The organism is Streptomyces sp. NPDC001903, from assembly GCF_042891345.1.
Classification (GTDB): domain Bacteria; phylum Actinomycetota; class Actinomycetes; order Streptomycetales; family Streptomycetaceae; genus Streptomyces.
Window position 1 is genome coordinate 27,714 of the sequence record NZ_JBIASZ010000025.1, and the last position, 20,405, is coordinate 48,118.

11 protein-coding genes are annotated in these 20,405 nt (G+C 70.8%); 8 read left to right on the top strand and 3 right to left on the bottom strand.

What is annotated here, in order from left to right; all coding sequences use genetic code 11:
• Positions 1–899: 899 nt before the first annotated feature.
• From ACFYZS_RS36325 to ACFYZS_RS36355, 7 genes are all read left to right on the top strand, one after another.
• Positions 900–1,949, top strand: a complete 1,050-nt coding sequence (locus tag ACFYZS_RS36325) for a segregation/condensation protein A (protein WP_389022494.1) — start codon at positions 900–902, stop codon at positions 1,947–1,949.
• Entirely contained in the window at positions 1,946–2,566 is a 621-nt protein-coding gene (gene scpB, locus ACFYZS_RS36330; RefSeq protein ID WP_389022497.1) for an SMC-Scp complex subunit ScpB, read from the top strand. Before ACFYZS_RS36325 ends, scpB begins: the two co-directional genes overlap by 4 nt.
• The gene (locus ACFYZS_RS36335) at positions 2,566–3,972 is read left to right on the top strand and encodes a pseudouridine synthase (RefSeq protein ID WP_389022500.1); all 1,407 of its coding nucleotides are present in this window, start codon (positions 2,566–2,568) and stop codon (positions 3,970–3,972) included. The genes scpB and ACFYZS_RS36335 overlap by 1 nt, the downstream gene beginning before the upstream one ends.
• 126 nt (positions 3,973–4,098) lie before the next feature.
• Positions 4,099–4,695: a nicotinamide riboside transporter PnuC gene (gene pnuC / locus ACFYZS_RS36340; RefSeq protein WP_389022502.1), complete on the top strand. Its 597-nt coding sequence runs from the start codon at positions 4,099–4,101 to the stop codon at positions 4,693–4,695.
• Positions 4,692–5,780 (top strand): AAA family ATPase, encoded by a 1,089-nt coding sequence (locus tag ACFYZS_RS36345; RefSeq protein WP_389022505.1) that lies wholly within the window; start codon positions 4,692–4,694, stop codon positions 5,778–5,780. Before pnuC ends, ACFYZS_RS36345 begins: the two co-directional genes overlap by 4 nt.
• On the top strand, positions 5,777–6,511 hold the full coding sequence (locus tag ACFYZS_RS36350) for an NUDIX domain-containing protein (RefSeq protein ID WP_389022508.1): 735 nt from the start codon (positions 5,777–5,779) through the stop codon (positions 6,509–6,511). The genes ACFYZS_RS36345 and ACFYZS_RS36350 overlap by 4 nt, the downstream gene beginning before the upstream one ends.
• On the top strand, positions 6,508–7,530 hold the full coding sequence (locus tag ACFYZS_RS36355) for an ADP-ribosylglycohydrolase family protein (RefSeq protein ID WP_389022510.1): 1,023 nt from the start codon (positions 6,508–6,510) through the stop codon (positions 7,528–7,530). The genes ACFYZS_RS36350 and ACFYZS_RS36355 overlap by 4 nt, the downstream gene beginning before the upstream one ends.
• Positions 7,531–7,626: 96 nt before the next feature.
• Here ACFYZS_RS36355 and ACFYZS_RS36360 read toward each other — a convergent pair whose 3' ends face one another.
• Positions 7,627–8,115 carry a hypothetical protein gene (locus tag ACFYZS_RS36360; RefSeq protein ID WP_389022513.1) on the bottom strand — a complete coding sequence of 163 codons (489 nt, stop codon included), beginning with the start codon at positions 8,113–8,115 and terminating at the stop codon, positions 7,627–7,629.
• A 132-nt stretch (positions 8,116–8,247) separates the two neighbouring features.
• Positions 8,248–14,433 carry an RHS repeat domain-containing protein gene (locus ACFYZS_RS36365; RefSeq protein WP_389022516.1) on the bottom strand — a complete coding sequence of 2,062 codons (6,186 nt, stop codon included), beginning with the start codon at positions 14,431–14,433 and terminating at the stop codon, positions 8,248–8,250.
• 721 nt (positions 14,434–15,154) lie between these two features.
• On the opposite strand from ACFYZS_RS36365, the gene ACFYZS_RS36370 reads away from it, so the two are divergent.
• Complete coding sequence (locus ACFYZS_RS36370) at positions 15,155–19,579, top strand: FG-GAP-like repeat-containing protein (protein ID WP_389022519.1); 4,425 nt, start codon at positions 15,155–15,157, stop codon at positions 19,577–19,579.
• 93 nt (positions 19,580–19,672) lie between these two features.
• Here the strand turns inward: ACFYZS_RS36370 and ACFYZS_RS36375 are convergent, their stop codons facing one another.
• Positions 19,673–20,395 carry a DNA polymerase beta superfamily protein gene (locus ACFYZS_RS36375; RefSeq protein WP_389022522.1) on the bottom strand — a complete coding sequence of 241 codons (723 nt, stop codon included), beginning with the start codon at positions 20,393–20,395 and terminating at the stop codon, positions 19,673–19,675.
• Positions 20,396–20,405 lie beyond the last annotated feature (10 nt).

Here is a 20,405-nt window from a genome sequence, read left to right on the forward strand (position 1 = left end):
GGGGTGTGATCCTGCGGGCAGGCCCGAAGCCGCCCCTGCCCGCCGGGCCTGATGCCGGACGCGGCCTGCGGGCCGTCTTCCCCGCGCCTTGAGACGCCCCGTTCGTTGTTCTGCCCCGTGTGCCTGCCCTGCGCGTCGCTTCCGGCCGCCGGTAGGCGGTTGCTGGTTGTGCGGGGTGGTGATGGTGGTGGCTCTGGTGGGGCGGTGTCGGTGGAGTGCGGGGTGTGATCCTGCGGGCAGGCCCGAAGCCGCCCCTGCCCGCCGGGCCTGATGCCGGACGCGGCCTGCGGGCCGTCTTCCCCGCGCCTTGAGACGCTCCGTTCGTCGTTCTACCCCCTGTGCCCGCCCTGCGCGTCACTTGCGGACCTGACCGCTGGTCGTGACGGTGGCTGATGCCGACCTGGCGGGGATTTCGGGCCGGTGGGCCCTCACACCCGTGGTGACCGGTGCCACATCCGACAGTCGGGCCCGTGACGGGCTGTCGGAAGGCGAGGAGGGCGGGCACCGGGCCTGCCTTGACCGCAGCCCCGGTGGGGATTGCACGCTCCCGCTCCCGCGTCTCCTGCCCCCTGATCCGCCGATCGACTTTCCCGCTCCGGCCCACGCGGCTGCCGCCCCCCGCCCCGCCGGTCGACTTCCCGTTTCCGCCCCGGCGGCTGCCGCCCCCCGTCCCGCCGGTCGACTTCCCGTTTCCGCCCCGGCGGCTGCCGCCCCCGTCCCGCCGGTCGACCTCCCGCTCCCGCCCCGGCGGCTCCCGCCCCCCACCCCGCCCCCCGCCGCTTCCGGCTCTGCGGCTTCCGTCCTCCGGGCGGGTCCGGGGGAGGGAGGTGGGCGGGGCGTGGCAGCCTTGGGGCTGGCTCCGGCCGACCGACACCCCCTCCGTACCGCCTTGGACCGTGATGCCCGCTCCCGCAGATCCCAGCCGCCCCGCCCGCCGCAGTCTGGGGCGCGGGCCGGGCGCCCAGGCCGCGTCCGGGCCGCGAGACCCCCACGCGGCCCCTGAGGGGCCTGTGGCGCCGGGGCCGGGCGAGGACCCCATCGAGGACCCCGCGCCCGTACAGGCCCCCGCCGGGGCCCCGCAGGAGCCCGTGGAGGGCGCGGCGAAGGCGTCTGCCGCCGTGCAGGACCCGGCCGCGGCCGTCGGGGCGCAGTCCGACGGGCGGTTCACGCTGCGGCTGGCCAATTTCGAGGGGCCCTTCGACCTCCTGCTCCAGCTGATCTCCCGGCACAAGCTCGACGTCACCGAGGTGGCCCTCTCCAAGGTGACCGACGAGTTCATGGCGCACATCCGTGCCATGGGCCCCGACTGGGACCTAGACCAGGCGACCGAGTTCCTCGTGGTCGCCGCCACCCTCCTCGACCTGAAGGCCGCCCGCCTGCTGCCGGCCGCCGAGGTCGAGGACGAGGCGGACCTCGCGCTGCTGGAAGCACGCGACCTGCTCTTCGCCCGGCTGCTCCAGTACCGCGCGTACAAACAGATCGCCGAGATCTTCGAGCGGCGCGCCGAGGACGAGGGCCGCCGCCACCCGCGCACCGTCGGCCTGGAGGACCACCACGCCGAGCTGCTGCCCGAGGTCGTCATCGGCATCGGCGCCGAGGGCCTCGCCCGGCTCGCGGTCAAGGCCATGCAGCCCAAGGCGAAGCCCCAGGTGTACGTGGACCACATCCACGCCCCGCTCGTCAGCGTCCGGGAACAGGCCGCGGTCGTGGTCGCGCTGCTCAAGGCGCGCGGCGAGGCAACCTTCCAGGAGCTGACCGAGGACACCGACGACACCCTCACCGTCGTCGCGCGCTTCCTGGCCCTCCTGGAGCTCTACCGCGAGAAGGCGGTGGTCCTCGACCAGGAGGAGGCCCTGATGACGCTCACCGTCCGCTGGAGCGGCGGGGACGGCGACGGGATGCCGACCGTCACCGACGAGTTCGACCGGATCGTGGAGGTCAAGGAATGAGCGACGTGGCCGGGCTCGAGCTGAAGCCCGCCCTGGAGGCCGTCCTGATGGTCGTGGACGAGCCCGCGACCGAGGCGCACCTCGCCAAGGTGCTGGACCGCACCCCGCGGGAGGTCGCGGACGCCCTGCGCGAGCTGGCCGACGAGTACACCGTCCAGGGGCGCGGCTTCGAGCTGCGGCTCGTCGCCGGCGGCTGGCGGTTCTACACCCGCGCGGAGTACTCCGACGCCGTCGAGCGCTTCGTGCTGGACGGGCAGCAGGCCCGGCTGACCCAGGCGGCCCTGGAGACTCTGGCGGTGGTCGCGTATCGCCAGCCGGTGAGCCGATCACGGGTCTCGGCGGTCCGCGGAGTGAACTGCGACGGTGTCATGCGGACCCTGCTCCAGCGCGGTCTGGTGGCCGAGGCGGGCACGGAACCCGAAACAGGTGCGATCCTGTACAGGACGACGAACTACTTTCTGGAGCGGATGGGCCTGCGCGGCCTGGACGAGCTCCCGGAGCTCGCGCCCTTCCTCCCCGAGGCGGACGCGATCGAAGCCGAGACGCAAGAGGGTGTTCCGTCGTTCGATCCGGATGCACCGGATACCGATGAAGACGACAAGACGACGGAACTTTGATGCGAAGCAGCGGCAACGGCAACGGTGGCAACAGGAACAGCGGCGGCGGTGGCGGCGGCGGGCGTGGTAACTCCCGCGGCGGCAGCTCCAGCGGCGGCGGTGGCGGCTACCGCGGTGGCGGCTCCGGCGGCAGCGGCTCGGGAGGCGGCTCCCGCGGCGGCAGCTCCGGCGGCGGCTACCAGGGCGGCTCCCGCGGCGGCAGCTCCGGCGGCTCCGGCGGCGGCTACCAGGGCGGCTCCCGCGGCGGCAGCTCCGGCGGCTCCCGCGGCGGTTACCAGGGCGGCGGCGGTGGCGGTTACCAGGGCGGCGGCTCCGACCGCGACCGCGAGCCCGCGCCCCGCATCCGCAACCCCCGCCCCGAGGAGCGCCGCTACGACGTCGGCCCCGAGGGCGAGCGCAACGGCCGCGGCGGTGCCAAGGCCGGCGGTGGCGGTGCCCGCGGCGCGGCCGACGGCAACCGCGGCGGCGGTGCCCGCGGCGACGCGGCGCGCGGTGGCGCCAAGGGCGGTCCCCGCACCTCCAAGACCCCCGGCATCGGCGGGGCCGGCGGCCCGCGCCGCGGCCCCGGCAGCCGCAGCGGCCAGTCCCGCCCCCGCGAGCTGGACGCGCGGATCGAGGAGCGCGTGCGCGACCGGTACGCCGACAAGCCCGTGATCAAGACCCCGAAGACCTTCCCGGGCGCCGAGCAGGAGGGCGAGCGCCTGCAGAAGGTGCTCGCCCGTGCGGGCATGGGCTCGCGCCGCGCGTGCGAGGAGCTCATCGAGCAGGCCCGCGTCGAGGTCAACGGCGAGATCGTGCTGGAGCAGGGCAAGCGCGTCCAGCCGAAGGACGAGATCAAGGTGGACGGCCTGACGGTCGCCACCCAGTCGCACCTGTTCTTCGCGCTGAACAAGCCCGCCGGCGTCGTCTCCACCATGGAGGACCCGGACGGCCGCCAGTGCCTGGGCGACTACGTCACCAACCGCGAGACCCGCCTGTTCCACGTCGGCCGGCTCGACACGGAGACCGAGGGCATCATCCTGCTCACCAACCACGGTGAGCTGGCCCACCGCCTCACGCACCCGAAGTACGGCGTGAAGAAGACGTACGTCGCCGCCATCACCGGCCCGCTGCCGCGCGACATCGGCAAGAAGCTCAAGGACGGCATCGAGCTGGAGGACGGGTACGCCCGCGCCGACCACTTCCGCGTCGTCGACCAGGTCGGCAAGAACTACCTGGTCGAGGTGACCCTCCACGAGGGCCGCAAGCACATCGTCCGCCGGATGCTGGCCGAGGCCGGCTTCCCGGTCGAGAAGCTCGTACGGACCTCCTTCGGCCCGATCGAGCTGGGCGACCAGAAGTCCGGCTGGCTGCGCCGCCTGACCAACACCGAGGTCGGCATGCTCATGCGCGAGGTCGGTCTGTAGCCCTCGCCCAACGGCTGGGAGAAGCCCGCAGTGCCCACGTGGCACTGCGGGCTTTTCGCTTGTCAGGGACCCGCCCCGCTGTTTATAGTCAACATGACTATTAAAGAACGAGGGGGGTCGGCCGTCATGAGCTGGACCGAAATCCTGGGCTTCGCCACCGGAGCCCTGTGCGTCTGGCTCGTCGCCCGGCAGCACGTCGCGAACTGGCCCATCGGCATCGCGAACAACGTCTTCTTCATCGTGCTCTTCGCCCAGTCCGGCCTGTACGCCGACGCCGGACTCCAGATCGTCTTCATCGCCCTCGCCGCGTACGGCTGGTGGTCCTGGACCCACGGGGGTGGACCAGGAACCGCCGAGGCCCTGCCGGTGCGCCGCACCACGCGCACCGAATGGGCCGTGCTGGCCGCGGCGGGGGCGGTGGGGGTGCTCGGGCTCACGCTCCTGCTGAGCCGGGTCTCCGACTCCACCGTCCCGTTCTGGGACGCGCTGACCACCGGGCTCTCGCTCATGGCCACCTACGGCCAGTGCCGCAAGCTCGTCGAGTCGTGGTGGCTGTGGATCGCCGCCGACCTCGTCTACATCCCGCTCTACGCGTACAAGGGGCTGTACCTGACCTCGGTCCTGTACGCCGGCTTCCTCGCGCTCTGCGTGGTGGGCCTGCTCGGCTGGCGCCGGACGATGCCGGTGCGCGGCGCCCGTACGGCGGCGGAGGCGACGGCATGAGCGGCGAGCGGCGCTACGCCCACGGCCTGGTCCTCGGCAAGTTCTACCCGCCGCACGCCGGCCACCACCACCTCGTGCGCACCGCCCGGGAGCAGTGCGAGCGGCTGACCGTGCTGGTGTGCGCGGCCTCGGTGGAATCGGTGCCGCTCGCCGACCGGGTGGCCTGGATGCGCGAGGCGCACCCGGGGGCCGAGGTCGTCGGCGCGGTCGACGACATCCCGGTCGACCTGCACGACCCGGCCGTCTGGGAGGCGCACATGGCGGTCTTCCGGGGCGCGGTGCCGGGGCGCGTCGACGCCGTCTTCACCTCGGAGGAGTACGGGGCGGAGCTCGCCCGGCGGTTCGGGGCCGAGGAGGTCTGCGTAGACCCGGGGCGGACCCGCTTCCCCGTCTCCGGTACGGCGGTACGGGCCGACCCGGTCGGGAACTGGGAGTTCCTGGGTCCCGGCGTACGCGCGGCCCTGACCCGGCGGATCGTCGTGCTCGGCGCCGAGTCGACCGGTACGACGACCCTGTCGCGGGCGCTCGCGGACCACTACCGGGCGCGGGGCGGGGTGTGGGCCGGGACGGGCTGGGTCGCGGAGTACGGGCGCACCTACAGCGAGGAGAAGCTGGCGGCGGCCCGCGCGGCGGACCCGGCGGCGACCTGGGAGGACGTCTCCTTCGGATCGGAGGAGTTCCCGGTGATCGCACGGCGGCAGGACGCGGAGGAGGAGCGGGCGGCGCGGTCGGGCTCGCCGGTGCTGATCTGCGACACCGACTCCTTCGCGACGGGCATCTGGCACGAGCGGTACACGGGAGGCCGGAGCGAAGAGGTCGAGAAGATCGCCGCGCTGACCCACCGGGACCTGTACCTGCTGACGGACCACGCGGACGTGCCCTTCGAGGACGACGGGCTGCGCGACGGCGAGCACCTGCGGCCCTGGATGACGGAACGCTTCCGCACGGAACTCGCGGCCACCGGCAGGCGTTTCCTGACCGTGCGCGGGGACCGCGGGGCGCGGCTGGCGCAGGCCGTCCAGGCCGTCGACGCACTGCTGGCCGGCGGTTGGCAGTTCGCGGACCCGCTGCCGGAGCACCGATGACGACGGCGGCCTACGACCCGCACGCGTTCGAGCCGTTCGCGGTGACGGTCGACCTCGCGGTGTTCACTGTCCGGGGCGGCGCGCTGCACGTCCTGCTGATCCGGCGCGGGCAGGAGCCGTACGAGGGGGCCTGGGCGCTCCCGGGCGGCTTCGTGCTGCCGAGGGAGTCCGCGGAGACGGCGGCCCGCCGGGAGCTGGCGGAGGAGACCGGCCTGTCGCAGGCGGTCGTCGCCGCGCTGCACCTGGAGCAGCTGCGCACGTACAGCGAACCGGACCGCGATCCGCGGATGCGGGTGGTCTCGGTGGCCTTCACCGCCCTGGTCCCGGACATGCCGGAGCCGGCGGCGGAGGGCGGCGGGGACGCGACGCAGGCGCGCTGGGTGCCGGTGGCGGAGGCGGCCGGCCTGGCCTTCGACCATGCGCTGATCCTGGCGGACGCCCGGTCCCGGGTCGGCGCGAAGCTGGAGTACACCTGCCTGGCCACCGGCTTCTGCCCGCCCGAATTCACCCTCGGGGAGCTCCAGTCCGTCTACGAGACCGTCTGGGGCACCGCCCTGGACCGCCCCAACTTCCGCCGCAAGGTGCTGGCGACGCCCGGCTTCGTCGAGGCGGTTCCGGGGGCGGCCCGCCTGACCGGGGGCCGCGGCAAACCGGCCGCGCTGTACCGGGCGGGCCCGGCGACCGCCCTCCACCCGCCCCTGCTCCGTCCCACGGAAGGACACCCGAAATGACCCTGACTCCGAAGAAGCGGCCGGCGACGGGGGCCCTGATCGGCCTCGCCCTGGGCGACGCGCTGGGCTTCCCGACGGAGTTCAACGACGTCCCGTCGATCCTGGCGAAGACCGGCCCGTGGCGCGGGATGCGGCTGCCGAACCCGGCGATCGTCACGGACGACACCCAGATGACGCTGGCCCTGGCGCGCGGCATACGGACGGCGGGGGAGCGCGGGCCCCTGGACCCCGGTCTCCTCGCGGGCCCGGTCCGGGAGGAGTTCGTGGCCTGGTACCACTCCCCGGAGAACAACAGGGCGCCCGGCAACACCTGCCTGCGGGCGTGCGGCCTGCTGAACGACCCTTCCCGGGACTGGCGGGACGCGAGCCAGACCGGCTCGAAGGGCTGCGGGGCGAACATGCGAGTGGTCCCGGTGGGCCTGGTCCCCGGCTGGACGGAGGAGGAGCGCGCCGGCGCGGCCCAGCTCCAGTCGGCCCTCACCCACGGCCACCCGACGGCCCTCGCGGCCTCCGACCTGACGGCCCGGGCGGTGCACCTCCTCGCGCAGGGCACCGAGGTGACGGGCCTGGTCGGGCAGCTGCGCTCGTACGCCCTGCACCACCGCACCCGCTACCACGAGCGCTGGCTGGGCGACCTCTGGATGCGCACGGCGTCGGACGCCTCGCCGGAGTCCTTCATGGCCCGGGGCTGGGACGAGTGCCTGGCGGTACTGGACCGCCTGACGGCGGCGCTGAAGTCCCCCTCCCCGGAAACGGACCCGTGCCTGACGACGGGCGACGGCTGGATCGCGGAGGAGGCCCTCGCCACGGCCCTCCAGTGCTTCCTCCTCTTCCCGGAGGAACCCCTGACGGCCCTGCGCCGAGCGGCCTGCACGAAGGGCGACTCGGACTCGATCGCCTGCCTGGCCGGCGCCTTCGCCGGCGCCCACCTCGGCGCGGACGTCTGGCCCCGCGACTGGGAGGCCCGCATCGAGTACCGGACCGAACTCCTCACGTTCGGCACCCTCTGGGACGTGTGACGGGCCCTACAGGGACGGGCCGCACAAGGTCGAGCCGTACAAGCGGGAGCCCCCGCCGGAAACGCTCCGGCGGGGGCTCTGGCGGGTGCGTTCCGGTCAGGGGCCGGCGACGAGGGCCAGCACGACGCAGACGACCATCCCGACCGTGCAGACGTCGGCCACCCATGCCCGCGTCCACCGCCGGACCGGGGCGGCGTCCCCGCGGAGGTCGCGCCGCTCGGCGAGCGCGGCCTTGATCTGCGCCACGGCCTTGTCGGTGCTCCCGACGAAGTTGTCGATGATCGAGCCCGCGTACCCGACGGAAGAGATCTCGACCGCCTGGGAGGTGGTGACGACCAGGTTGCCCCGCCGGTCGTTCTCCACCCTGGCCACGTACCGGTACGGGACCTCGTAGGTGAACACCGGGTTCACGATGGTCACCCCCCGCCGGTCGAGGACGATGCGCGATCCGGTGATCCGGCGGCAGAAGGCGACCACGCCCAGACAGGCGGCCATGACCTCCAGGGCGGCGCGGTCAAGGCCGTCGGAGGCCATGACCACCCCGATCACGAGGGCGGCGCCACCGAAAAGGGCGGTGAACAGCACCGAAAGCGCCGTGAACGATGTGCGCCGCAAAGTCTTCGGTCGCGTCGGTTTTATGGCCGTACCCCTTGTCGGATTGCTGATGGCCGGTCCGGCACGGGGCGAGAGCCCCGTGCCGGACCGTACGCGTTCTTTCTAGCAGGAGCCCTTGTACCCCCCATGTCCCTGTCCGATGGCGCCGAGGCTGGCGTTCCCCGAACCGCAGAACATGGTGTTGAATCCGGCGTTCACGCTCATGTTGGCCGTGGTGTCGCCCCACCTCACCCGGGTCGTCTGGTGCATGACGGCGGGCTTGAGGCTGTTGGCAGGGGTGACCAGGCGCACCGACGGCTCGCGGACGAAGGCGTTGGTCTTGTACGCCTGCGACCACGTCTGTGCGGCTCCGGTGGCCCGGCCGAACGCTGCCGCGGCGCCTCCGCCGACGGCGACCCAGGCCAGGTCCTTGGCCAGCGCCGTGGGGTCGGCCTTGCCCGTGGCGATCCAGTCACCGCCGAATTTGGTGACGGCGATGGCGGCTCCCACCACCATGCAGGTCCCGACCGTGGCGATGAGACAGGCCGCGAACCCGGCGATGGTCAGACCCACCTTGATGTCGTCCCAGTGGTCTCCGACCCACTGCCCGACGGCCGAGTTCTTGGTCGCGTCCCATGCGTTCTTGAGGCCACCGGAGATGGTGTCCAGAACACTGCGGTGCGATTTGGGCTTCGGCTTGGGCGCCTCCGAGTGCCGGCTGCTCGAACCGAACGAGCCGGAGGAGCCGCCGCCCTTGCAGTCGGGGTCGTGGCGGCAGGCCGAGCGTTCGCGCTGCTTGCGCTCGACGTAGTCGGGGGCCAGGGTGCCGCCCACGGCGTTCACGATGGTCTCGTAGCGATTTCCGTAGTCGTACGGGTCGTTGCCGTTGTGGCACTTGTACATGCCGCTCGCGCACTCTTCCAGCGCCTCGCCGGTCGGGTCCGCGTTGTTGACGGGGTTGTTGTTGCCGTACTGGTAGGCGTTGTGCTGACGCGGGTCGTCCGTCAGGAAGACCGGGTCCACCGAGATGAACCGGCCGACCGACGGGTCGTACTCGCGGGCCCCGAGGTGGACGAGGCCGGTGGCCCCGTCGTTCGTGCCGCCCACGAAGCCCTTGTCCCCGGACCAGTCGGCGGGCTTGCTGCCGCGCGCGCCACCGAAGACGGTGGTCTTGCGCCGCGTGACGGCCTGCGCGGCGTCGGCGGTGATCTGCGTGGTCGTGGTGTTGTGGTGGTCGTTGAGCAGGAAGGCGAGCTTGGTGCCGGTCCGCATGGCGACGGTCTCCGTGCCCGCCGCGTAGTACCGGGTGCCGGTGAGCTTGCCCGACGCGAGGCGGAGCTCGTTGCCGGCCGGGAGGTAGAGCGTGGTCCCGGTCGCGTCCTTGTTCAGGAGGCGCTGACCCTCCGGCGTGTAGCGGTAGCGGGCCACCTCGGTGGCGCCGGCGGTGACGGAGGCCAGGTGGCCCTCGTCGTCCCAGTTCAGGGTCTGTTCGGCAGCGCCTCCGATCTTGCGGGTCCTGGTGTTGCCCGCGGCGTCGTAGGCGAAGGTCTCGTCATGCGGCGCGGTGCCGGTCTGGGTGACCTTGGGCAGGTCGTGCTTGCCGGCGGTCGGAGCGGCGTAGGTGCGCAGCGTGTCGGAGGCCGGACCCGAGGCCGTCTTGTGGTTGGTCTCGGTCTTCCGGTTGCCGAGGGCGTCGTAGGTGTACGTGTTCCAGTACGCGTCCTGGCCGCCCACCACGGAGGGAGAGGGCGCCGCGGCACACTGCTCACCCGTGTTGGTCCAGGACTCGGTGATCCGGCCCAGCGCGTCCAGCCGGAGGCACTGCGTGTCGGTGCTGCGCAGGGCGTCCTGGCCGGTGGCCGTGGCAATGGACGTGATGTTGCCGGACAGGTCGTAGCCGTACTTGGTGTCCTCGATCCGCTGCGGCGCGACCTCGCGGTCGGCGTACGAGCGGTTCACGGCGCCGGTGTGCTCGTCGTACTCGGTGGTCGTCCACACGTGCCGGCCGAATTCACCGGACTCCTGGCGGATCGCGCGTCCGTAGTGGTCGTACGTCGTGGCCGAGACGAGCGGGTCGGTGCCAGCGCCGACGCTGTCGAGCAGGCCCGTGACGGCGGTGTAGCCGTTGGTGACCGTCTCGGCGGGCAGGTCACCGACGGCCGGCTGCTTGGTCCACATGACCTGGCCGGTGTTCGGGTTGTACGAGGTGGTCCACTTGTAGGTGCCGGCCAGCGTCCCGGTCTCGGCGGACGCCGGGATCGTGACCTGGGTGACGGTCGGCTGGTACAGGCTGTTGTACGAGGTGACGGCCGACTCGTACGCCTGGCCGTCGATCCAGCGGGTCGCCTTGGAGGCCTGGCCCTTGGCGACGGTGTCGTACTCCCACGACGTGAGGCGGGTGCCGTCCTTCGAGACCGAGGTCTTGCGCCCCAGGTCGTCGTAGTCGGTGTGGAGCGTGACGCCCCGGGCGTCGGTGACGTCCGTGACCCGGTCGCCCTTGTCGTAGGCGGTCGTGCTGAGGCCCTTGTCGGGATCGTCCGTCTGGACCTTGCGGCCGCGGACGTCGTAGGCGTACTTCCACTTCGCGTTCGACGGGTCGGTCAACTGCTCGAGCTGGCCGAGCCTGTTGAAGCTGTAGAGCGTGGACTGGGAGGCGGTGCGCGCCGCGTCCGTGTACTGCTTGAGCTCGACCGTCCGGCCGAGCGCGTCGACGACCGTGGTCGTGGCGGTGCCGCCCTGGGGCGGGACGACCGTGGTGGTGTCACCGGTGTAGCTGGTGACGGTGCGCTTGGTCTCGTCGCCGAACTTCTTGGAGATGACCGCGGTGGTCCGGCCGGCACCGTCGTACTCGGTGTCGGTGGACGCCGGGTAGTTCAGCTCCTGGCCGGTGACCAGGACGGCCTCCGGGGTCCCGGCGGCGTAGTAGGTGCCGGAGTTGCGCCAGGCCAGGCCGCGGGTGTCGTAGGACACCTCGGTGAGCAGTCGGCCGGCGCCGTCGGGGGACGGCTGCTGGGTCTGCCGCTGGCGCAGCAGGCCGTCGCGGATGGAGTAACTCGTGGAGTACTGGCTGTCGTGGGTGAGCATCCTGGTCGTCACGACGATCGGGCCGTCGTTGCGGATCAGGTACTCGAACGACTGGTTCGGCGAGTCGGGGTACGTGGTGGCCGACCTGGTGGGCAGCCAGACCTTGGCGAGGCGGCCGAGCGCGTCGTACTCGGTCGTGGTGACCTTGCTGTTGGCGTCGGTCACCTGGCGCGGCTGCGACCGGTAGGGGTCGCTGACCGTCGTGGTGACGTGCCCCTTCACGTTGGTCGACACCGTCGACGTGGGCACCTCGCCCGTCGCCGGGGTGTACGCCGTGGTGGTGACCTTGTCGTAGGCGTCGGCCGCGGCGAGCCGGCGTCCGTAGACGTCGTAGCAGAGCTGGTTCTTGGCGGGCCCGCACGTGCTCGGGACGGTCGACTGGACGTCGTAGCCGTCGCCCTTGCCGTTGATCGTCTCCGTCTTGGTGACGAGACCGGTGCCCGGAACCGAGCCGAGAGCGGCGTTGTCGTAGTAGGTGCGGGTGTCCGAGACGACGTCGGCCGGACGGTTGACCGTGGTGCCGCACGGGACGGCGACGGTCTCGACGCGGCTGACGCTGCCGAGGATCCAGCTGCCGGTGTTGCGGGCGTAGCTGGTGGTGGTGCACTTCTCGTCCCCGGTCTTGGCGGTGTCGCCGGTCTCGGAAACGGTGTCGATCATGCCGTATTCGTCGTAGTGCTGGACCTTCTCCGTGGTGCGGGTACCGGTGGAGACGGTGGTGCGGGTCGACTCCTTCTCGGTGCCGGTCTTGTACGAGACGAGGTCGGGCAGCCCGGGGCGGGTGCGGGTCGCGACCGCGGCCGACCGCCAGGGGGTGTACGAGGTGGCGCTGATCGGCTTGGCGGTGTCGTCGCCGTTGTACGTGACGCTCTCGCGGGCCTTGCCGGCGAACTCCTCGCGGTCGGTGACGGCTGCGCCGGTCGAGTCCTTGACGTCCTTGCCGTCGAGGCCGCGGAAATAGCGGCTCTCGGTCAGGAGCCGCGGGTCACCGGCCGCGCCGGTGCGGGTCTGGACGCGCTCGTAGCCGCGCGCCACGGAATGGACGCGGTTCTCGGCCTTGCTGAACTCGCTGGTCTCCTTGGTCCAGGAGGCGCCGCCGAGGTAGTCGTACGAGGTCACCTTGTCCGGGGTGGCGGCGAGGTTGTCGCCTTCCACGACCTGGGTGGCGACGTACGAGTTGAACCAGTCGACCTTCGCGGTCGGACCCTCCGGGGCCCACTTGACCGGGTAGCAGCGAGTGGTGTTGGTCTCGTCCGGCTTGGGCAGGGTCGTGTCCGTGCAGTCGGGCTGGGAGTAGGTGACGCCGATGGTGCCGCCCGTCTCCGTGGTGATCTGGTAGAGGCGCAGGCGGATGAAGGGGGCGAGGCCGTCGCCGGTCTTGTCGACGCGGTTGGCCTTCTGCTCGCCCGCGAAGGTCACCGGCGGCAGCGTGATGTCGGGTCCGTCGCCGGCCTTACCCGTGTGGGTGATGGACTTCAGCCAGAGCGGGGTCGATATTCCGTCGCCGGAGGGCGGGAAGTCCTGGGCGAGGGCCCAGGAGTCGACGTCCTTGTACTGGCCGCCGGTCAGGACCTTGGTGTTGATGCCGGTCAGGCGCATCCGGGTCCAGAACGTCGGGGAGAACTGGTTCTTGCACTCCGTGGAGCCGTCCTTGCAGAACTGGTCGTACGGGCTGTCCGGCCAGTTCTTGGCGTTCGTCTCGTCGAAGGTGCCGCAGCCCGTCAGGCAGCGCTCGGCCACGTCGAACGTGACCTGGCCCATCGCCTTGGCGCTGTAGACGGTGTCGGAGCGCAGGCCGTAGTCGATGTGGTCGAGCCAGCCGCTGCGGACGTACGGGGTGACCGTGCCCTTGCCCGTGGTCGACGACACGTTGCGGCCGTAGTTGTTGGTCTCGGTCTTCCAGTAGTACGCCATCGCGTCGCCGCCGGGGGCGACCACGTAGTCGAGCTGCCAGCGCCAGGCCTGCTGGCACCAGCCGTTCGCGAACGAGGCGTTGTAGCAGGGCTCGCCCGCCTGGTTGCCGAAGACCGGCACGGTCCAGGCCGAGTTGGTGGTCGGGGTCGAGGCGTCCTTCCAGCCGGGAAGGCGGTTCAGGCCGAAGAAGTACTGGGTGCCGTCGGTCGTGGTGACCTTCCAGTGCTCACCGTCGTTGTCGCCGTTGGTGGCGCCGGTGAGCTTCTCGACCTTCTCCCCGGAGTCGGAGGCCGGGTGCCAGCCCTTGCCCGCCTCGTAGACGAGCTCGGTCGACTTGCCGCCCAGGGACAGGGTGGCGTTGTCGTTGAACCAGCAGAGGTCGCCGACCTTGGTGGTGTTCGTGCCGCCGGTCTTGTCGTCCTCGCAGGACTTGTACCGGCGCTCGATGAAGCCGGGTTCCCAGGACCAGCCGTCACCGATCCACGAGGCCTGGTTGTTCGAGGCCGCCATGCGGCCGTCCACGGACTGGGAGCTGTAGCCCAGGCTGATCTGGGGGTCCACGGTCCCGGGTACGGAGGGAACCTCGATCGGGTAGGACCAGTTGAAGGCTCCGGTCGAGCCGCCCGCGGTCCACGAGCCCGAGGGCTGGAGCGAGGTCGCCTTGTAGTCGCCGGTCGGGCCGGCGGCGCCGGCGGTCGCGGCGAGGACCATGGCGCCGCCGGATGCCGCGGCCGCGGCGGACATCGCCTTCTGGCCGGACTTGGCTGCGGTGCCCGTGGTGGCGGGGGTGCTGACCCGGGTGGACAGTTTGCCGGTGCGGGTGTCGTTCTTGGTCTGCAGCGGCTTCTGGGTCCGGCACTCCGGGCGTTCGGGAGTGGTCAGGGCGCAGGCCGGGAGTTCCACCAGGTGGAGGCGGGCGGCGTAGTCGCCGCCGTAGGCCTGGCGGAAGGAGTTGTAGTCCACCTCGACCTTGGCCGGGACGGGGTTCGCGATGCCGTCCGAGCGGCCGAGCGAGAGCAGGACGCCGTCGACGCCGGCCTTGCGGGCGGCCGCCTTGTCGGCCACCGCGACCTTGACCCGGCCGGGGTTGGAGACACCGGCGGCCGGGCCGCTCTGCAGCAGGGCGGACTTCGCCAGCCCCGTGTCGGCCGGGGAGAGAGCCACGGGCAGTTTGCCCGCGGTTCCGCCCGTGGCCAGGGAAACCTCGGCGGAGCCGGCCGCGGGCCAGCTCGCCTTCGGCTTCTGCTTCTTCCATGAATTGTCGGCCGCCGCGTCCGGACGCTTGGCGCCCCCAACGGAAACCTTCCCCACCGGAACTGCCTTCGGCTGCTTCAGCCCCGGGAGCGACGGTCCTTTCTTGGACTCTGCCGCTATTGCTGCACCAGGCAGCACGCCGACGAGAACCGCGGCGGCCACAGCCGCCGAAAGTCCCCGTGTGCGAAATCGTCTCACACCCCACCCCAACTGCTCTATTGGAATTGTTTCGGAGCGCAGACTAACAGGGTGATTTGGGCCACCAGATACATCGTCAGACCGCAAGAATTGCCGCTGTCCGCATCCAATGAAACCAAAGGCGATCTTGTTGGGTTAAATCGGACGCCTGTGCCCATCCTTCAATGAAGTTGCAGGTAAGGATGCATGTGATGGATGGCGCCCCAGGTAGAGTCGCGCGCGGAATCAGCCAAGTACCAACTGGTGGGGAGTTTGCGTGGTGGAGGGGAGACCCCGTTGGGGTCGACGAGATAGACGCCTTGTTTCGGCCGGAATCTCTCTGGCCTTGATAGGCGGAATAACGGCGTCCGGATTGGTTGTCCTGACGCCGTCGGCCGCTGTTGCGGCCACCGGCGATCCGGTTGCCAATGGCTCCATGAGCGAAGAGGATTTCGCTCTGAAGAAGGCCAAGGAGACGGGTCAGCCTTATGAGTTGGTTTCGGCCCGAACCGAGTCCTCGGACCGCTGGGCACTGCCGACTGGTAAATGGTCGGTAAAGAAATACGGGACGCCTGTGCGCGTGCTGCGCGATGGTGCGTGGGTGGCGACCGATCCGACGCTGCAGTTCGCGGCGGACGGGAAGGTCGTCTCGAAGGCCGCCACGGTGTCGGTGTCCTTCTCCGGTGGCGGTACGGGTCCGCTGCTGACGGGTGTGAAGGACGGGCGGACGCTGTCGCTGTCCTGGCCGAAGGCGCTGCCGAAGCCGACGCTGGCGGCGAACGTGGCGACGTACGCGAACGTGCTGCCGGACGTCGACCTCCAGGTGAAGGCCGAGGTCGAGGGCTTCTCGCAGCTGCTCGTGGTGAAGACGGCGGCCGCGGCCGCCAACCCCGAGCTCGCCTCGCTGAAGTTCAAGCTCGACACGGTCGGTCTGAACGTGTCCACCGACGCGGGGACCGGCGCCATCACGGCGGTCAACCCCGCGGGGCAGACGGTGTTCACCAGCCCGTCGCCGCTGATGTGGGACTCCAGCAAGGCCGAAGCCCCTGCTGCCGCCCCTGCGTCGAAGACGATGTCGTCGCGGTCGGCGGCCGCGATGAGCGCGACGACCGCGGGGGAGGCGCCCGCCGACGTGTTCACTCCGCCCGCCGGTGCGCAGGACGCGCACATGCCGGCGACGGTGGCGAACGGCACGCTCGAGATCAAGCCGGACCAGGCGCTGCTGACCGGCACGCAGACCAAGTACCCCGTCTTCATCGACCCGTCCTGGGCCTGGGGCGACCGGCTGAACTGGACGCGGGTCTACAAGAAGTACCCGTCCAACTCGTACTGGAACAGCAAGGACGACGTCCGCGTCGGCTACGAGAACGAGACGAACGGCCTCTCCCGCTCCTTCTTCCAGATCGACACGTCGAACATCAAGGGCACGCAGGTCAACAAGTCGACCCTGCGGGTGCGCAACACCTGGTCCTGGTCCTGCCAGGCCCGGCCCGTACAGCTCTGGAACGTCGGGGCGATCTCGTCCGCGACCACCTGGAACAACCAGCCCGCCAAGCTCGGCGGTGCCCCTCTGGCCACGGTCAACGAGTCCAAGGGCTGGGGAAGCGACTGCGCGGCCGGCAACCTGGAGTTCGACGCGACCGCGCTGATACGGCAGGCCGCTGCCGGCAGCTGGTCCAGCGTCACGGTCGGCCTCTTCGCGGGCAACGAGTCGGACACCTTCGGCTGGAAGCGCTTCGACCCGAAGACCCTGACCATCGAGACCGAGTACAACAACCCGCCGGCGATTCCCTCCTCCCTCGGAACGGACCCGGCGACCTCCTGCACCGCGGGCGGCCTGATCGGCAACACGGCCGTCGGCGTCTACGCGACGATCGACGACCCGGACGGCGGCAACCTCCAGGCCGACTTCCAGGTCTTCAAGCCGGGGCAGAGCACCCCGGTGGCGACCGCGTCGATCCCCGCCAACCGGGGACAGGTGGCGACCTGGGCGGTTCCGACGGAGAAGCTGCCCACGGGTGACTACACCTGGAACGTCCGTGCCAAGGACCAGGACGGCAACTACTCCGGTTGGTCGACCACGTGCAAGTTCACCGTCGACCGGACCCGCCCGAGCAAGCTGCCGCTGGTCAGCTCGGTCCAGTTCCCGGACGGCAAGGACGGCTGGCCCGCGATCACGGGCACGGCCCGTAAAGAGGGAACCTTCACCTTCAGCGCCAACGGCGAGACGGACGTGAAGCAGATCTGGTACTACACCGACTTCGAGCCCCGCATGAAGCCCGTGGCGCCCGGCGGGAGCGTGGCCATCACGCCGCCCGGATCCGGACCCCACTCGGTCTATGCCTACAGCGTGGACCAGGCGGGCAACCGCTCCGACACCCAGCAGTACACGTTCTACGCGAACCGCTCCCAGGAGCGCGACCTGCCGGGTGACCTCAACGGCGACGGGATCCGCGACATCTGGACCGTCGACGCGAAGGGCCAGCTGTTCACGTACGCGGGGCAGGGCAACAGCAAGTTCACCGTGGCCACCAGCGGCGGTGTGTCGTTCACGGGCACCCAGACCGACACGCGCGGAGACTGGGGCACGGACGGGTACAACGACCTCGTCTCCCTCCACTACGTGGAGAACGAGAAGAAGAAGGTCCTGTCGATCTACCCGAACGACGGCAGGGGGACCGTCAACGACAAGCCGATCAGACTCGGCGTGAGCTGCCCGGTCAAGGACGAGGAGACCGGTTGCTTCGGTGACGAGAACTGGACCGGCGACGACCACTGGTACAACGCCGAACAGATGGTCGCCGCCGGTGACCTCAACGGCGACGGCGTCCCCGACCTGCTGGTCAAGCAGGGCAAGCAGCTGTGGGCGTACTACGGCAACCGTGCGCAGAAGACCCTGGACAACGACGGCGGGCCGGTCCTGGTCGGCAACGGCGACTGGGACAAGTTCACCGTCATCGCCCCCGGCGACGTCAACAACGACACCATCCCCGACCTGTGGCTGCGTGACAACGCCACCGGTGACATCTTCCGTACGTACGGCAGCAAGGGCGTCAACGGCAAGCTCGACCCGACCACCTGGGGCAATCCCGCCAGCCGGGTGAAGATCGGTTCGTCCGTCACGCAGGCCTCGTACCCGGTGCTCGGCTCGGTCGGTGACATCACCGGCGACAACATCCCCGACCTGTGGTCCCGCAAGGCCGACGGCAAGGTCGTGGCGTGGCCCGGCAAGACGCCCGACGCCAACGGAATCGCCTTCAGCGGCCAGTTCGTGATCGACACCCAGCTGGGGACGGTCCCGGTGGCCGGCAACGAGGTCGGCAACGATGACGACCGCGTCCGCTGGGCCGACTTCGACGGCGACGGCAAGCTCGACTACGTCACCATCGCGGACAACGGCGCAGTCTCGGTGTCGGTGAACAACGGCGGTGACGCCGCCGGCGGCTGGAAGTGGCTGGGCCAGGTCTCCGACGGTCTGACGACGACGACCGACCGTACGAGGGTCCGCCTCGCCGACTTCGACGGCGACGGCAAGGCCGACTACCAGCTCATCAACCCCAACGGGTCGTTGACGGTCCAGCTGAACAAGGGCGGCGGATCGAACGGCTGGCAGTCGCTGGGACAGGTTTCCGCCGGTCAGACGACCGACCAGCGCAAGGTCCGGCTCGCCGACTTCGACGGCGACGGCCGCTCCGACTACCTGACCTTCGCGGACACCGGAGCCTTCTCCGTCTGGCTGAACAAGGGTGGTGACGGCGCCGGCGGGTGGCAGGCACTGGGCAAGGTCACCAACGGCTTCACCGACGAGAAGGACCGCGTGCGGTGGGCGGACTACGACGGTGACGGCAAGGCCGACTACTACCTGCTCAAGAACAACAGCGGGCTGGTCGAGGTCTGGCTGAACAGGGGCGGTGACACCGGCGGCGGCTGGCAGTCGCTGGGCCAGGTGTCCAACGGCTTGACGCCCCACCACCACTCGATGCAGTTCGGTGCGTTCAGCGGTGACGCCAACGCCGACCTCATCATCTCGGGCGTCAACGGAAGCGCGAGCGTCTACGCCTGGAACGGCGGCGACAACGCGAGCGGCGCCGGCTGGCTGTCCTACGGCAAGGTGACGGCGGGCAAGGACCCGTACCCGTCGAACAGCGGCGCGTTCTTCCACGCGTCGCGACCGGCCGGCGGCGAGTGGAGCCCGTTCGGCAAGCTGAACGGCGTGGCCACTGCCACGGAATTCCAGGGGAGCCAGCAGGCGGTCACCTCGACCCCCGACGGTTCGCTGCAGGTCCTGGGAGCCGGCAACGACGGAAACCTCTACCACAGGGCCCGGTTCACCAGCGGCAACTGGAGTCCCTTCGAGCTGCTCAAGACCCCCGGAGGCGCCCCCTGGGCGTCGCGCGGGGCTGCCATCGCCGGTATGTACAACGGTGACGCACAGGTCATCTCCATCGGCGGCGATGACCGCATCTACCACAATGCCCGCTTTGTCAACGGCACGTGGCAGGGCTGGAACCCGGTGACGACCGTGAAGGCCCGCTCGGTGGCCACTGCGGCGATGCCGAACGGCGACATGCAGTTGGTGATCGTCGGGCTCGACGGCAAGCTGTACCACACGGTCCGTTACGTCAACGGGAACTGGCAGCCCTGGAACACGCTGGCCGGGTACGAGGGCGGAAACGGGTTCGAAGCCTCGGCCATCGCGGTCGCGGGCCTGCCGAACGGCGATGCCCAGTTCATGGCGGTCGGCAACGACGGCCGCACGTACCACAACATCCGGTACGCGAACGGCAACTGGCAGGGCTGGAGCCCGGTCTACGGCATCCAGGGCGCCATCAGCCTCGGCGTGACCGGCATGGCCAACGGCGATGCGCAGTTCGTCAGCGTGGCGCCCGACGGGTCCACCTTCCACAACATCCGCTATGCCAGCGGGAACTGGGAAGGGTGGCAGCTGCTCGACTTCACCGGGAAGTCGGCGGCGATCACCCGGGCGGGTACGGCGGACGTGCACATTCTCGTCGGCCACCGCTGATCGGCGTGTGACCCCTACGGATGGCCCCCGTACCCTCCCGCACCGGGAGGGGACGGGGGCCATCCCCATGCGCGCGGCCGGTCCGGGTCGCGGTTACGGATGTGCCTCGGCGAGGGCCGAGGTGCGGCGGGTGCGGAGGAGGAAGTCGGCCACGCGGGCGTGGTCCGGGTCCGGGGGGAGGGGGGTGGCGGTCAGCGCCGTGTCGGACTCCTCCCGGAGGCGGGTCATCCAGCCGTCCACCTCCGGCCAGCTCAGTTCACCGCGCTTGACCGCGAGGAGGCGGTCGCGGTGCTCGGCGGCGTCGATCGTCAGGCGGCCCGTGCGCAGGAGGTCGCGGCAGGACAGGAGCAGGCGCAACAGGTGCATGGCGTGCTTCCAGCGCGGGGCGCCGTGGATGCGGACGTCGGCGACGAGTTTGACGTGCTGGGACATCGCGTACCGGGTGAAGGTGGTGTGCGCCCGGCGGGACAGGAAGGCCTCCCGGAGGGAGAGGAGCTCCTCGCCCGGCGGGGTCAGCCGTTCCACCAGTGGGGAGTGCAGGCACTCCAGGATGTTCGGGTTGGCGCGCAGGGCCAGTTCGCAGAAGCGCTCCAGCTCCCAGGAGAACTCCTCCTCCCGCGGGCCCTCCACGTGCGTCGGCGGCTTCTCGAAGCGCCAGAAGAGCGGGGTCGGGGCGAGGTAGACGCCGCGCCGGTCGGTGTCGCTCGCCTCCGTCGCCAGGCCGAACGCCCGGGAGCCCATCACGCACGCGTAGATCGTGTGGTCGCGTACGAGGGTGAGGTCCAGGGCTTCCGCGGGCGTCGTCCGGTCGTTCATCCGGGGAGCG

Coding starts and splice junctions, on each gene's coding strand:
- ACFYZS_RS36325 (WP_389022494.1), top strand. CDS start 900: ATGCCCGCTCCCGCAGATCCCAGCCGCCCCGCCCGCCGCAGTCTGGGG.
- ACFYZS_RS36350 (WP_389022508.1), top strand. CDS start 5,777: ATGACGACGGCGGCCTACGACCCGCACGCGTTCGAGCCGTTCGCGGTG.
- ACFYZS_RS36375 (WP_389022522.1), bottom strand. CDS start 20,395: ATGAACGACCGGACGACGCCCGCGGAAGCCCTGGACCTCACCCTCGTA.
- ACFYZS_RS36355 (WP_389022510.1), top strand. CDS start 6,508: ATGACCCTGACTCCGAAGAAGCGGCCGGCGACGGGGGCCCTGATCGGC.
- pnuC (WP_389022502.1), top strand. CDS start 4,099: ATGAGCTGGACCGAAATCCTGGGCTTCGCCACCGGAGCCCTGTGCGTC.
- scpB (WP_389022497.1), top strand. CDS start 1,946: ATGAGCGACGTGGCCGGGCTCGAGCTGAAGCCCGCCCTGGAGGCCGTC.
- ACFYZS_RS36335 (WP_389022500.1), top strand. CDS start 2,566: ATGCGAAGCAGCGGCAACGGCAACGGTGGCAACAGGAACAGCGGCGGC.
- ACFYZS_RS36345 (WP_389022505.1), top strand. CDS start 4,692: ATGAGCGGCGAGCGGCGCTACGCCCACGGCCTGGTCCTCGGCAAGTTC.